At 59.8% G+C, this 13,041-nt stretch carries 10 protein-coding genes and 2 pseudogenes; 5 read left to right on the top strand and 7 right to left on the bottom strand.

Features of this window, described 5'->3' with window-relative positions:
• The first annotated feature begins 388 nt into the window (after positions 1-388).
• From ACVWW6_RS45005 to ACVWW6_RS44985, 5 genes are read left to right on the top strand one after another with little or no spacing between them, the layout of a single operon-like run.
• The gene (locus ACVWW6_RS45005; RefSeq protein ID WP_456683079.1) at positions 389-1,387 is read left to right on the top strand and encodes a Wadjet anti-phage system protein JetA family protein; all 999 of its coding nucleotides are present in this window, start codon (positions 389-391) and stop codon (positions 1,385-1,387) included.
• The gene (locus ACVWW6_RS45000; RefSeq protein ID WP_456683078.1) at positions 1,368-1,823 is read left to right on the top strand and encodes a hypothetical protein; all 456 of its coding nucleotides are present in this window, start codon (positions 1,368-1,370) and stop codon (positions 1,821-1,823) included. The genes ACVWW6_RS45005 and ACVWW6_RS45000 overlap by 20 nt, the downstream gene beginning before the upstream one ends.
• 1 nt (position 1,824) lies before the next feature.
• On the top strand, positions 1,825-2,529 hold the full coding sequence (locus tag ACVWW6_RS44995) for a DUF4194 domain-containing protein (protein WP_456683077.1): 705 nt from the start codon (positions 1,825-1,827) through the stop codon (positions 2,527-2,529).
• Positions 2,526-6,149, top strand: coding sequence for an SbcC/MukB-like Walker B domain-containing protein (locus ACVWW6_RS44990; RefSeq protein WP_456683076.1), 3,624 nt, complete (start codon positions 2,526-2,528; stop codon positions 6,147-6,149). Before ACVWW6_RS44995 ends, ACVWW6_RS44990 begins: the two co-directional genes overlap by 4 nt.
• Entirely contained in the window at positions 6,146-7,312 is a 1,167-nt protein-coding gene (locus ACVWW6_RS44985) for a Wadjet anti-phage system protein JetD domain-containing protein (RefSeq protein WP_456683075.1), read from the top strand. The genes ACVWW6_RS44990 and ACVWW6_RS44985 overlap by 4 nt, the downstream gene beginning before the upstream one ends.
• Positions 7,313-7,672: 360 nt before the next feature.
• Here ACVWW6_RS44985 and ACVWW6_RS44980 read toward each other — a convergent pair whose 3' ends face one another.
• From ACVWW6_RS44980 to ACVWW6_RS44950, 7 genes and pseudogenes are all read right to left on the bottom strand, one after another.
• A complete protein-coding gene (locus ACVWW6_RS44980) occupies positions 7,673-8,065 on the bottom strand; it encodes a type II toxin-antitoxin system HicB family antitoxin (RefSeq protein WP_456683074.1) in 393 nt (130 codons plus the stop codon).
• A 46-nt stretch (positions 8,066-8,111) separates the two neighbouring features.
• Positions 8,112-8,300: a type II toxin-antitoxin system HicA family toxin gene (locus ACVWW6_RS44975; RefSeq protein WP_271573978.1), complete on the bottom strand. Its 189-nt coding sequence runs from the start codon at positions 8,298-8,300 to the stop codon at positions 8,112-8,114.
• Positions 8,301-8,946: 646 nt separating this feature from the next.
• Positions 8,947-9,252: a helix-turn-helix domain-containing protein gene (locus tag ACVWW6_RS44970; RefSeq protein ID WP_271573979.1), complete on the bottom strand. Its 306-nt coding sequence runs from the start codon at positions 9,250-9,252 to the stop codon at positions 8,947-8,949.
• Positions 9,253-9,257: 5 nt separating this feature from the next.
• A complete protein-coding gene (locus ACVWW6_RS44965; RefSeq protein WP_456683073.1) occupies positions 9,258-10,592 on the bottom strand; it encodes a type II toxin-antitoxin system HipA family toxin in 1,335 nt (444 codons plus the stop codon).
• 823 nt (positions 10,593-11,415) lie between these two features.
• Positions 11,416-11,823: a PIN domain-containing protein gene (locus ACVWW6_RS44960; RefSeq protein WP_456683252.1), complete on the bottom strand. Its 408-nt coding sequence runs from the start codon at positions 11,821-11,823 to the stop codon at positions 11,416-11,418.
• Positions 11,824-11,836: 13 nt separating this feature from the next.
• Positions 11,837-12,085: pseudogene (locus tag ACVWW6_RS44955) on the bottom strand (type II toxin-antitoxin system Phd/YefM family antitoxin); the annotation flags it as partial.
• Between the two features lie 76 nt (positions 12,086-12,161).
• A pseudogene (locus ACVWW6_RS44950) lies at positions 12,162-12,972 on the bottom strand (tyrosine-type recombinase/integrase); the annotation flags it as partial.
• Positions 12,973-13,041 lie beyond the last annotated feature (69 nt).

The following is a 13,041-nucleotide window of genomic DNA, read 5'->3' as shown; positions in this document are numbered from 1 at the left end:
TAGGCGCACCATCGATTCGAGGAGCAGAGTGATGGAAATCCAATCGGAGCAGGCGTTTGAGTTTTTGACGCTCATAGAGAAACTACGGGATCGTCCAGCACGCAAATACGCCGCGCGGACAACGAAATGAGCTCCAGCCCCTATAGACCTTCGGCTCATGTCGACGATTTCGGTTTAACCTATCGTTCCATATTTGTTCCATTTCAGCCAGAGCGTGCAGCCTTTCTATGGATCTCCCGGCAGCCTGATGGTTGCCCTATCAACCGAACGAGGCTTTTGCAGCGCACTGGCAACGCCATGTCTCACTCGATTCGGTCTAGTCTCGATCGAGACGGGTGAATAGGGTTGCTCGTACGTGTTGTGCATATTGTGTTGGTAAGGGTATTTCATGCAGGAACATTTTCTCTCCAAGGCACGGGTGGACATATTCAGGCCGTTCACCGGCAGACATCGCGCCGTATTCTTCGAGGTGGTGACGGAAATCTACGAACGCACGCTCGGGGTGAATGCCGATTACGACATCGTGCTCGACCGCCCAACGCTGACGGAAATCATCGTCGATTCGTTAGATAAGAACCGATCTCTGATCTTTTCCGGCGAAGATGGCGACGAAGAATTGGACGGCGCGGGCGACGACCGCGAGTATGCCGACAAGGTGCGCAGGCGCCTGAAGCGTTTCGGCATGCTCGAGGAATACAACGACTCTTCTTTCCTGAAGGTGTTGTGGCGCTTCACACCGGAAGGCAAGCGGATCGCCAAGATGTTCGCCGACACCCGGCGGAAGACATCGGTAGCGCGCCAGCGCAGCGTGCGCGCTTGCAAGGGAGCGCTGAAGGCCTTCCTCGAAGAAGGTAATCATGAATATCTGGTCGACGCATACGAGTACGCGTCGACCATATTCGACGACGTCTGTCAGGTTTCGGACCTCTTCACCGAGCATCAGCGGCGCATCATGGGCCACTCCTTTTCCACCTCGAAGGATGCGCTCGCGGGATACATGCTTGGCGTGAACGATTTCGACAAGCGGGCCTCGCGCTACTTCGACAGCGACAACATCTACAATCACGCCTCGGATATCGTGGACTTGACCGAAAGCATCGCGGGGATGAATCCCACGACGCTGGAAGCTGCGGATCGGAAGATCGTCGATGAGCATCCCGCGCTGGAGGAAGAGGCCAATGGCGAGCGCCTGCACACGTGGATGTTGGCGCGGATCCGCAGGGTCGTGGAATCGACCCGCGACATCAAGCATGAAGGAGCTGCATCGGGTCGTCGGAGAGTTCTCGACCAACTACGCGATCCTCATCGGCAGACTGATCAAGCTGAGCGCCGCCGGCAACGACGATCCGCTGATCAGGTTCGCCGGCATGTTCGCCGCTGCAAGTGACGACGAACGCGACGACCTCTGTCGAGAGATGCTCGTCCATCTCCTTCCGCTCCGTGCGGATCTGATCGACCCGGCAGACCTCAAGATCGCAGAACGCGCCGATCGCATCCGGACCCCGACCAAGATCGTCCGCAAGAAGCCGTCGCGAGAGGAAATGCTGGCGGCGGACATCCGCAACGCCATGACCGCGGCCTTCGCGATACCGGCCAAGGAAGTCGTCAGCAGCGTCAACGCCGCGGTGCTGTCCGGCGGTGGATCGACCTCTGTGACCCAAATGCCTGTCGGGGATGCCCGCCAGCTGCTCGCGGCGATATCGGCCGTCGAGGTCGTCCGAAGCCTCGGCGTCGAAACCGGCCTGACCGTCTCACCCGGCGATGAGCGCCGTTCGAATGGGGTATTTCTCGCGGTCGACCACAAGATCTCGCAAAGGGCCTGACATGAAAACGATACAGGACCGGTTGAAGGCTAAGAACGTCAGGCTGGAGGAATTCCAAGCGGTCAATGCGCTTCTCATCAGCCGCGGCTTCCTTTCCCGCGAAGACGGCGTGCGTCATCGGGCGCTCTATATGGTCGCTCAAAGATGCCAGGACGAGATCCAGGACGTGCTTACGTTCGTGTATGGCGCCTCGTTATTCCACGATCCCAGCACTTCGCACTTTCGTCTCCAGCCGTTCGGCGCGCGCGACATCGGGTTGCCGAACGTCGGCGAGGAAATGGAAATCCGGCGAGAGCTGAAAGGAGCCGTCCACAAGGACTTCACGGCCGCGCTTCTGACCTTGAAGCTGCTCTACGACGAACTCATCGTGGAACGCAGGATGGGTCCCGGTGGCCGGGTGGCGGTCAGGGTGACCGAGTTCGTCGCCGCCATGCAGGTCAACTTCAAGGTCGACCTGCCCGCCGCGGACTCTCATCGAAGGGCGATCTTCATGAAGCTGAAGAAGCATGGCGTCGCCGAATTCAACATCGACGAGCTCAAGGACGAAGACGCCGTCATCAGCATCCGGCCGGAGATCGCTTCGCTCGTCTACGACAGCGCGGTGGCGGCCGCGGTCGCTTCGATCCAGCAAACGCGCGATGGCTCCGAGGACGCGACCGAATCCCCGACCGACGCACAAGATGTGGAAATGGATGCCGCCGGATGATCATGAACCAGGTGACGACCGTAAACTGGGGCCAGCTACCGATCGGCGACGTGCAGCTTGCCGATGTCGTGCTGCTCGGCGGCGAAACGGGCGCCGGAAAGTCCTCGTTCATCGATGCCGTAATTGGCGTGATGACTGGAAACGAACTGCGCTTCGCCAAATACAACTCGGCTCAGAGCGAAACCTCCTCGAGCAAGAAGACGAAGCGCACGGTAGCTTCCTACGTCCTTGGCGCAGACGACAGCGCCGAGCCGCACCGCCAGCACGGCGCACACGGCTATGCCGGCCTCTATTTCGAGCCGGACGCTAGAGACGATGGAGCAGGTCAACCGTTCACCGCCATCGTCGGCACGGAAGCGAGGCTGGAACGGCTCGCGAACCAGCCGGTGTTCAAATCGCTGGAGGATGTAAGAATCGTCGTATTCGGCGCCAAGGTCGGCTCGGCCGATCTGATAAGGATGGTCGACGGCGCCGAGGAGGTCATCCCAGTCAACGAACTCCTGGTCGCACTTCGCAAGAAGTTCGGTAGGGATTCCGTTCGGGACTACAGCACTAAGACCGAGTACGTCTGCCGCTTATATGCGGCCCTCAAGGGACAATCGTCCCCGGTCGACCGCCGCGAGGCGGAAGGCTGCATGCGCGCCTTCGTCAATTCGATCGCCTACCGCCAGCCCGACGATATCGATGCTCTGATCCGCGAGGACATCCTGGAGCCCGATGACAATGCTCGGATGATCGAGACTCTGAAGACCACGATCACAGACGTCTCGAACCTTCGGCAACAGGCCGTAAAGATGGAGAACAACGTTCGGCTCCTCGAAGAGGCCAACGTATCGCTCAATGAGGGAGCGAAACACTTCATCGAAGAGTGGATGTTCGCCGCACTTGAAGCCGCCAGGTCGCTTCAGGACGCCGTGGATCGGCGGGATCAAGCTCTCGCGGCCAAGGAGAAGGCGACCCTGGCTCTGGACGAGATGAGCAAGGAGATCCTTGAGTGCGGAACACAGGCGGCGCTCCATAACGACGCATGGGAGCGGCTGAGGACCCGCATTCGTGAAAGCGACGTCGATCGCATCCGACGGGAGATCCAGGATCGGATAGCGCGCAGCGAGGACGCTATCCGAAGTTTCGAGCAGAGACTACTGAGCGCCACCGGCACGCTGAGCGCCGCACGGAACGTCGTTCGGCAAGCGCTGTCTGCCTGCTCTGGAATCGAAGATCTGCGTGACGCTTCGATTCGCCTTCGCGCCGTCGGAGAGAAGATAGACCGGATCAGCCTGCCGGAGTTGGAAGGGCACTTCAGTGCGGTGAGGGACGGTCTGGATGGTGGCGCTGCTGGCCACCTCCAGGATGCCATCGCCGCGATCGACGCCGCCGTCGGATCGGGGTGGATCAGCGAGATCGATTCCGTCGGCGAGTCGTTTCTTCTTGCTCAAGACAGGTTGCGGCAGGATTTGGATCTGCTGAGAACGAAGCGCCGGGATAGCGAGAACAGGCAAACGGCATTGGCTGCGGGACGGACGAACTATCCTACGGGCGTATCCGAATTCGCGGCCCACCTGGCGCGGGTCCTGCCCGAGGCGAAACCGCGCATCCTCTGCGATGTGGTAGAGATGAGGGATCCGTCCTGGCAGAACGCGGTGGAGGGATTCATAGGCGGCGACAGATTCGCGATACTCTACGAGCCGGAGTACGAGACGCGGGTCATCGCGTTGCTGCGTACCTATCGCGATGCCGCGGGTGCCCGCCCGTCGGTCGCTCAGATCGGTCGAGCCCTCAGGGAGGCCGGCGTCGCCGTGACGGATTCGCTCGTCGGCAAGCTGAGAAGCGACGACAAAGTGGCTCTCGGTTATCTGACCGCGCGATACGGAAGGACCGTCTGCGTTGCGACCGAAGAAGCGCTCAAGAACGTCCGCAGCGGATTGCTGCAGGACGGAGTTTCCGTGGCGGGGTACAACTACAGGAACAGGTCGGAGGTCGACGAACGCCTGGTATTCGGCCACGAAGTCCGCCGACGTCAGGCGGCTGCGCTGGCTCATGCCATCGACCAGATCGTCGTGGAGATCGGAAGGAAGGAAGCGAGCGAACTGAGCGTCCGAGGTGCGATCAACCTGATGGGACGCGCGAAGCACGCTGAATTGCACGACTTGGACGTCGGATTGTTTCAATCCGCGGGTAAGGAGCTGCGCACCGCGACCCAGGAACTTCAGGGCCTCGACCTCTCCAGCATCGCCGAGCTCGAGCAGCAGGCCGCGGAGATCAAAGCGAAGGTCACCGGTTTCACCAGACGCAAGGATGAGCTGCTTCCCAAGGTCGGCGAGCTCAACCGCGATATTCGGGCCGCCGACGGGCAAGCCGCCGCGGAAGATGTTCTGATCGTCAAACTGACGCCCGACGCCGAACGTTCGGAAAAGAATTGGCGGACGGCGCTTTTCTGCGTCCCACCGATGAAACAATTGCCTTTCGAAACGCTATACCGGCAGGAAATGGAGTCAGGCAGACCCGTCAAATCGTTTCATGATCGCAACATCGAGCGTCGATCATTGGCGCAGGATTCCAAGAACGCCGCCGAGAACTCGCTTAAAGAATACAACCGGGATGCACTCGAATATCAGAAGATCATCGTCCACACGCTGCAATATCCCTCACCGTTACCATCGCCCGAACACATGGCGGAGTGGCTTCGGTCTCAATTCGACCAAGTCGCAGATCAGATAAGGCGCCAGCGTGATACCGGCCTCGTCGAACACCGGGAAAAGCTGGTGCTGGCCGAACAGCAGTTCACCAGATCGTTCACTTCGAACTTCTGCTTGCGCATTCTGCAGAGAGTCACGGGACCGGACCGTACGATCGAAGTGGTCAATAAGAGTCTCGAGGACATTAGTTTCTCCGGCGACAAGATACTGATGACGCAATCGCTGCGGGAAGAGTACAGCCGATATCTCGATCTCTTCCGTGCGGTGCGCGAGCGCACCGAGGCAGGTCCGGCCGATCTGTTTTCCGCGGCCGAGTTCGCGCCCCAGCAAAAGGAGACGATGGATGAACTTCGGACGCTCCTCCTGTCGAACGACGTCGAGCATTCGATGCGCGAGCTCAATCGGATCGCCGACTATCGGCACTACAAGAAATACGACTTCGAGAAATCCTCGAAAGGCGGAGATCCGCGCAACTTATCGACCTGGGGTACCGGATCCGGCGGAGAGGCGGAAACCCCCTTCTACATCATTCGCGCGGCCGTGTTCGCTGCGAGCTTCCGGCTGTTCTCGAAACAGAAGATCTCCCATTTCCGGACCTTGTTCTTGGACGAGGTCTTCAAGAACATGGATGAAGCCAGGACCCGACGCGTGATCGCATTCCTGACCAAGGAGATGGGCTTCCAGCTCATCTGCGCCGCGCCGACCAAGTCTATGGCCGCGTTGATGGACGTCTTTAATCGACGCATCAGCTTCTCGAAAGCGCCGACGGCAGGATCGCAGACCTGGATCGACGAAGTCGATCTGGATCAGGAGCGGGTCGCCGAGATCTACGAAGAGCATCGCCGCAACACGATTCAGGATGTGACCGCGAAATTCGAATTAGCGAATCCCGTCGAGAAAGAGGTAGGCGAAGCGGCGGAATGACCCCTGAAACAGCTCTCGGCGATGCACTCGCGAGGCGCCTGCTGGGTATCGCGCTCGATCGGCTGGATCGGTCGCGGCCGGAACAGCGTAAGAACGCCATAAGAATCCCAATCGACCAGATCACGGCCCCGGAGATATTCAGGGCCGAAACCATCGCCGACCGCGAAGTCGCTTGGTATGCTCTCGACGTTCTTGCCGAAGCCGGCATCGGAACGGTGGTCTATCGTCGGGCAGCTCGTCACGGCTCTCGCGAGGACCGCGAGCCCGTATTCGAGCTATCGGCCGCCGAAGGCAACGAGGACCGTCTTCGCGCTTTCTACGGGCGACCGCGGCCTGGCCAGAAATATTCCGAGGAATGGCGATCGCTGGTTCGGGCCAGCGATCTCGATGACGATATCAAGGCGGCCATCGACGAGCTTCCCGTTTCAATCGCGGGTCGCTCCGCGACAGAGGTCTTCGAACGTCTGGTCTCCGTCCGCACCCACTACGATGCCAAGGAAAACGTCCACCTTCGAGAGGTATCCAGCCGAACCTTCTGGGGCCTCTCCAAGGTGCTCGACAACAGGACCGAGCTCATCGCGGCCTTATTGGGATTGGCAGAGTGCCCGTATCCAGCCCAGCCGATCCATCTGAACGTCTATTTTGTTGGAACCTTTTCCTGGATTCTCTTCGTCGAAAACAAGACCTCCTTCGAACGGGCCATCCGCGACGCAGGCGATGCATTCCTGCACGGAAGACTCACTCCCTATGGAGGGGCTGCATTGATCTATTCCGGCGGCTTCATGGGCGCGGCAGGGCGAATGAGGAATTCGTCGGGCTCGAGGGCTTTCTACGGTCTGGACACCGTCTCGAGTGCAAGTCAGGTAGAGGACTTCGAGGCGGCCTTTTACGGCGACCGCGACATCAGCACGGCCTTCTGGGGCGATCTGGATCATGCGGGCATGGCCATCCTCTCGAGCCTGCGCACAACCTTTCCGTCAGTGAAAGCATGGGAGCCGGGATACGCGCCCATGCTGGTCCGGCTCGATGCCGGCGAAGGCCATGCCCCGGAGGAGGCTAGGAAGGTCGGCCAAAAGGCGGTCCTCTCGACGGGCTGTCGCTACGCCGACGATGTTTTAATACCTGCGCTTGAAAAATACGGTCGGTTCATCGACCAAGAATAACAGTCAAGACAGCGACGAGCGCAATTAGCCGAACCGGCGGGCCGGGTCACGAGGACCCAGTTCTCCTATGCTCCGATAGGATAGATATTGCATGGACTGTATCCGGAAGATTGCCTCGCTCACCTCAGTGTCGCGCGGGATCGTGTCCCGCGAAGCCCGGTCCGTCGGCGAAGACGAACCGGATCCTCCCCTTCAGGAAAGGTCAGGTGTCTAACGTCTCGACCATGTTACAGGTCCTCTGCTTCCTATAAGCCTAAAGCGAGGCCCACTCCCTACGGGGGACGCTTATTGGCGTGCGACTTCAGCCGCAGCAGCTGGCGGCGCTCGGAGACGGTGCAGCTTGATCGGATGCAGCTCTAGTCAGGCAGCGATCGCTTTCTTCGCGGCTTGCGCTAGAAAACCGGATCGAGTGAAGCCGTGCTGTTCGGCATAGTAGTCGATCTCGCTCAAAACGTCGGCGGGAAGGGTGACGTTGACGCGCACACTCTTTACCTCTTCCGCTGGTGCTGGAATGAGCACGGCAACGCCGTCTCTGTTCTCGGCGTTCGCCATGATCTCCTCGAGAGAGGAGGGTTCAGGTACGGCTTCGCCGTCCTCTGCCAGTCCCTGCAGATGAAGGGTCAAGGCTTCAGCGGCCATAGCGCGCGCATCGTCCAGATCCGTACCAGCGGTGATCACGCCGGGAAGATCAGGAAAAGAAACGCCGTAATCGCTGTCCGCGTCCTTATGGATCAGGGCAATGTAGTGTCGCATGAAAGCTCCCTTCCTTGGGTGGGCCGATGGCCCTCTCTATGCGCTGTCATTTCAACTTCAAATCGGCTTGCTTCTCGATGCTCTTGAGCGTTCCGATCGGGACATCCCTCTTAGGGTGCGGGACCGTGACGCGGCCCGTCTTAGTTGGATGCTTGAACTGAACGTGGCTCCCCTTCTGGGCGACCTGTTCCCAACCATGGGCCTTAAGGGCGTTGATGATATCCGCCGATTTCATGTGTGTATTTGTACACACGCGAACGGCAGATAGTCAACACTTCCGTTCAGCGACTCAATCCGGCCTAGCGATTCACGCATGGACCGCTAAGCGTTGCAAAGCCGTCGGCAACTCAAGCGAGTGGCTACAGCTAACTAATTGATTTAGTTACAAAAAGATCGGGGCGAATATCAAACTTTCAGATAAAAGAAATGGACCAGCCGTTTCGCGAAAGGGCGCGGAGCATTCTGTTGCCCGACTTTGATCCCGGCGCTGTCGAAAAGATCGCCGTAAAGTTGGGATGGCAATACGATGGGCTGGTACGAAGAGCTCGCGAATGATCCAACGCAGCTCGGTCATTCGAGAGAGGTGGAGATCAATCGGCGTAGAGCTGATTGTGCGAAGCGCGCGATAGCACGGGTGTACCTGGACCTGTGGCACCTCGAGGCTGAACCACGCGGTGAAGTTATTCCACCCGTCGTCTCACGTCCACTCCGGATCGACCGGTAGCGCCGATGATGGACCGCTGATCGCCGCATTCATTGGGCCGACACCGCCATGATGATGATGGGCACTGCGGCTGCGGTGCTGCTGCCGATGATGGGCCTGCAGGAGGCTGCCGACCTCTGCGCGAGCGGAAGTTCGGCCCCCTCAGGGCCGAGATTGTTTACGCCTCCATATTCTTCACGGAGGCGATGGGCGTGATCGGCACGAACCCGATCTGGAATCCGAACGCGCGCCCGATTTTTTGAAGCGTCTGGGAGGTCGGATTCGCCACACCGCGCTCGATTTCGGCGATCTGACGCGTTGTAAGTTTGAAGAGCTTCGCGAACTCGGGTTGCGATAGTCCCAGAGCATACCGCATCTCGGCCACCGCGTCGGGAAGTCGCAACTCGCCCGCTCGCGCTTTCGCCGAAATCGCCGCGCGACGATTCCGGATTTCCTCTTTGGTGGGTTTACGCCATCGAGGCATATCGATCACCCTTTAACAGGAAGGCTGCGCAACTTTGCGACGCTATCCGCCATTTCCATGTTCTTGACGATTGCGTTTTTCACGACCGTGTCCGGCACCTTGTGCTGTGTCGCAAGATCGGGGAGGGCGCGAAGCAGGTTCTCTTTCGCCGCCAAACGCTCCATCAAGCGTTCGGCAGGAACGCTCGCAGCGGCCACGGCCTCGCAGACCTCGCGCCAATCCGGGCGCGTGTCCCGGTTCTTTATCCTCATGCATTCCCAAGTTGTGGATCTGGGTATTGCAGCGGCGTCGATCTTCATGGGGCAGAAGTCAAATAGCGGAGACAACCGGATGCGTCCGTCCGGAAACTTCCTGAAGGCGGTGTTCCGGCCGTGATTGTCCGGGTTTCCCATCGCAAGATTGAGGATGTCCCGCAGTATATATTCTACCGTGTCCTCGAAGGGATCTGCCGAAACGTCTTGAATGAGTTTGATATAGGTCTCGTGTCGACCCCGCGCGCCGAACTCGGCAACGCCGAGCGCCGATATGAGACTTTCCTGGCCATAACGCACCAGTCCTTGGTCAGTCACCAGGCGGTCGAAGCGGGGAATGACCAGCACTCCGTCGCCATAGGTGTTTTCGCCTTCGACGATCAGACCGAAATCCTTGGCGACCTTGAGATAGCCAGCTTCGGCCTCGAGGATGCGTTTGTCCGTAGGTTCAGTGCTCCGTAGGAGCTTGGCGATGACATGCGCGCACGCGTCCTGGTCCTCCACCATCGGGGCAGGATACCAGAGCCCGTCTTTCGACTGGGTAAGCGCGACCTTCGGCCAGTCTCCTTGAAGACCCGACGATCCGGACGCCAGCATCGAGAAGTGATTCGCAACTTCGAGGAAGGTCGCATCGCGGCTCAGGATCTCATCCATGGATATGCCGAGGCGCGCCATCTTAGCGACCCGCTCGGTCTCCAAAAGGTGCGCTTCCTTGACGCGGAGATTGCCGACGGGGGAGCCGGCTGACCGCTTGAGCAGTTCGATTTCGGTCGCGGCTGCGTTTGGATCCAGTTGTATAAACTCCGCGATACGTCTCGCTTGCCGCCCTTGCGGAACGAAATCTAGAATGAATGCTGGCCAAGTATTGGCGTATCGGTGATCGAGATCGACGGGGGCCGCGATCGAATACGCTCTCAGATCACGTACGGACTTTCCTTCCGCCAAAGCGATGGCGGCGTGCTCCACGAAATATTCGAGCTCATAGCTCGTCTTCGAGGATCCCTTGTGCCCTAGCTCGGGCCTTTCGATCTCCACCACCGCAGCGTCGTGCCACTCGCCATCGAAGAAGGATTGGATCGTCAGGTTCATTGATGCACCCATTTCGATGGGTTTATATCTCCTAGTTCTCCATTAATCAACCCTTATAGTGGGTTGGAACTCCCATCGAATTGGCCATTATCAACCCATTTAACGGGGGTAAATGAGTTCCTGCTGTTTGACGCAGGCTTGGACGGGACCACTTCTCATTGCAGAAGGTTGAATTCGACCCGCCCACCGGCCGTCACCATATGGAGGTGATGGTTTGCGTTTTGTGCGCGATGTGATGTGAGTTCGGAAATGAGTGGGATTTTGAAGTGGAGCCCGGTCTCCTCTTCTTAATCTTTGACTATGCTATGGGGCAAACGGTGCGGATCATGACGATCTTTGGCGATGATCGCTCAGGTCTCACGATTAACACCCGCATCGCTGCGCGAACGCGGGCGGAGCATCGCGCCAGGAAGCGCGCGCCGGTGAGATCGTTAGCTTGGTGGACGAGGTGGTCGGCAAGGTGACCCTGGCCGTCCGAAAACACCCCGCCAGTGCCGCGGCCGAGCCGTTCTCTGCCGCGTTCGACGATCTGATCGATGAGCTCGGCGAACCTTCATTCAGTCGGCTGTTTCCGTGCTGGAAACGCATGCGGCCAAGCACGTCTCGCGGGAGTTGGGCAGCGAAACCGTGTTGGTCGCGCTGAAATTCGGCGGCCCTCGCGGCCTATACCGGCCATGTCGGACTGAATGACGCCCAGACGAGCTCAGATTGGCGATGGGCGAGGTGATGAGCATGCGCGCTTCGCCTGAATTGGCGCGACCGAGCTTGAATTCGTAAACGGGGCGGCAAGACGTCCGGGCCTGGACGAGCCTGGGCTGCTCCTTCAGGTCCTCGCATCCCAGGGATTGATAATCGAGGCATCTGTGTCCTCGAAGTCTGCGACGTTGCGGGTCACGAGGATGAGGTCGTGGACGATCGCGGTTGCTGCGATCAGCCCATCGACGTCACCGCGCGGCCGGATGGCCGCGATCCGTCCCCATTCCACCGAGATCTGGTCAGTCACTGGAAGGATACGATCGGCGTGATCGTGGCGTAGCTTGCGAAGCCATTCGGCGAGATGACCGGCTGCCTTCGAGTCGGATTTCTGCTTGAGCGCAATGCCACGCATGATCTCGCTGAAGGTAAATGTGCTGAGATGGATCGTGGCCGGGTCGACCAAGCGCAGCCACGCTGTCGCCTGCGGAGAACCCCGCCGCTCCTCCGAGACGGCATTGGTGTCGACGAGATACATCAGAGCGCCGCGTTGCGGCTTGGCGGCTTGGCGTCTTGGCACGCCGCGTGACTGCCTCGGCGAGTTCGTCGTCCGAAGTTGGACCGGCTAGCAAGTCGTCGACCAAGGTCGGTCGACCGGCACGCAGCGCGTCGTAGTCGGCGGCCGACAATACAACAGCAGCGCGCTCGCCCCGCAGTGTGACGATCTGTGGGCCTTCCGTCCTCGCCTTCTGCACCGCCTTGGAGAACTGATTCTTGGCGTCTTGTAGTGGCCATTCCATCTTCGAGACCTCCTAGCTAGACTGTCTAGCTATATAATGGTCAAATCCGGGGGGTAACGGCGGTTTTCTGCGCTTTTCAGGTAATCTCAAGCCGCGTCCAGATGAGGGAGGGTATTTCAGCGTCAGAGGCCGCGGCCTTGGTGAGGTTGACGCGGAAGCGCTCGCGCCGCTGGTAGCGGCGAGTCATTTCCGCGCTGGCATGGCCGAGCTCCTTCTGGACGTAGCGCTCGTCCACCTCGGCCAAGGAGGCGAGGCCAGCGCGCAGTGAATGTCCGGCAAACTTCGTCTCGCGCTCGCCTCCGGCAGATCGGCGCGCACGCCGGTCGGCAAGGGCCGCGCGTTTGACCAGCCGCGCGACAGCTGGTTGGTCAGGCGATTGGGCTGGACGTCCTTGCCTCGACCGCGCATCCGGCGGGACAGCTGACCGTGGCCGATCCGCGCCAGCTTCAGCCAGGTCCGCAGGGCGACGATCAGGCCCTTGTCTAGGATCTCGACCCAGCCTTCGCCGTCCTCGGTGTCGCTGCGGTCGACGTCGAAACCGACGATGTCCGCGCTGTAAGCCACCGGCAAAGCCGATGAGCAGCATCGCGCGATCGCGCAGACCGCGGAGCGTGCCGGGATCGAGCTTCGAGCAGGGCGATGACATCCTCGGGCTGGACGGCTTCTTTCTGCTGGGCGGGGCGGCGTGGGTGTTGCGGATACCGGCAAGCACGGTCGCGATATGCCCATGCGCGCGGTCGAGCGGCGTTCCGCGCTGAGCATAATTCCAGATCAGGGCCGAGAGCCGGCGCTCGATCGTCGAGGGCCTTGCGATCGGTCGTCGCCGCGCCCAAAGCGCAGGCGGTCATGTAGAGGCCAACGGTTTGTGCCGACGGCGGCAGGATCTCGCCGGCACCACTCTCGCCGTCACCGACGAACGGCAGCCTTGAACCGAATATTCGGAAATATAACGAGAT

The organism is Bradyrhizobium sp. USDA 3311, assembly GCF_054062495.1.
Note: the sequence above shows the minus strand (reverse complement) of the source record. Positions and strands in the feature narration are given on the sequence as shown.

Coding starts and splice junctions, on each gene's coding strand:
- ACVWW6_RS45005 (WP_456683079.1), top strand. CDS start 389: ATGCAGGAACATTTTCTCTCCAAGGCACGGGTGGACATATTCAGGCCG.
- ACVWW6_RS45000 (WP_456683078.1), top strand. CDS start 1,368: ATGTTCGCCGCTGCAAGTGACGACGAACGCGACGACCTCTGTCGAGAG.
- ACVWW6_RS44995 (WP_456683077.1), top strand. CDS start 1,825: ATGAAAACGATACAGGACCGGTTGAAGGCTAAGAACGTCAGGCTGGAG.
- ACVWW6_RS44990 (WP_456683076.1), top strand. CDS start 2,526: ATGATCATGAACCAGGTGACGACCGTAAACTGGGGCCAGCTACCGATC.
- ACVWW6_RS44985 (WP_456683075.1), top strand. CDS start 6,146: ATGACCCCTGAAACAGCTCTCGGCGATGCACTCGCGAGGCGCCTGCTG.
- ACVWW6_RS44980 (WP_456683074.1), bottom strand. CDS start 8,065: ATGCGACACTACATTGCCCTGATCCATAAGGACGCGGACAGCGATTAC.
- ACVWW6_RS44975 (WP_271573978.1), bottom strand. CDS start 8,300: ATGAAATCGGCGGATATCATCAACGCCCTTAAGGCCCATGGTTGGGAA.
- ACVWW6_RS44970 (WP_271573979.1), bottom strand. CDS start 9,252: ATGCCTCGATGGCGTAAACCCACCAAAGAGGAAATCCGGAATCGTCGC.
- ACVWW6_RS44965 (WP_456683073.1), bottom strand. CDS start 10,592: ATGAACCTGACGATCCAATCCTTCTTCGATGGCGAGTGGCACGACGCT.
- ACVWW6_RS44960 (WP_456683252.1), bottom strand. CDS start 11,823: ATGTATCTCGTCGACACCAATGCCGTCTCGGAGGAGCGGCGGGGTTCT.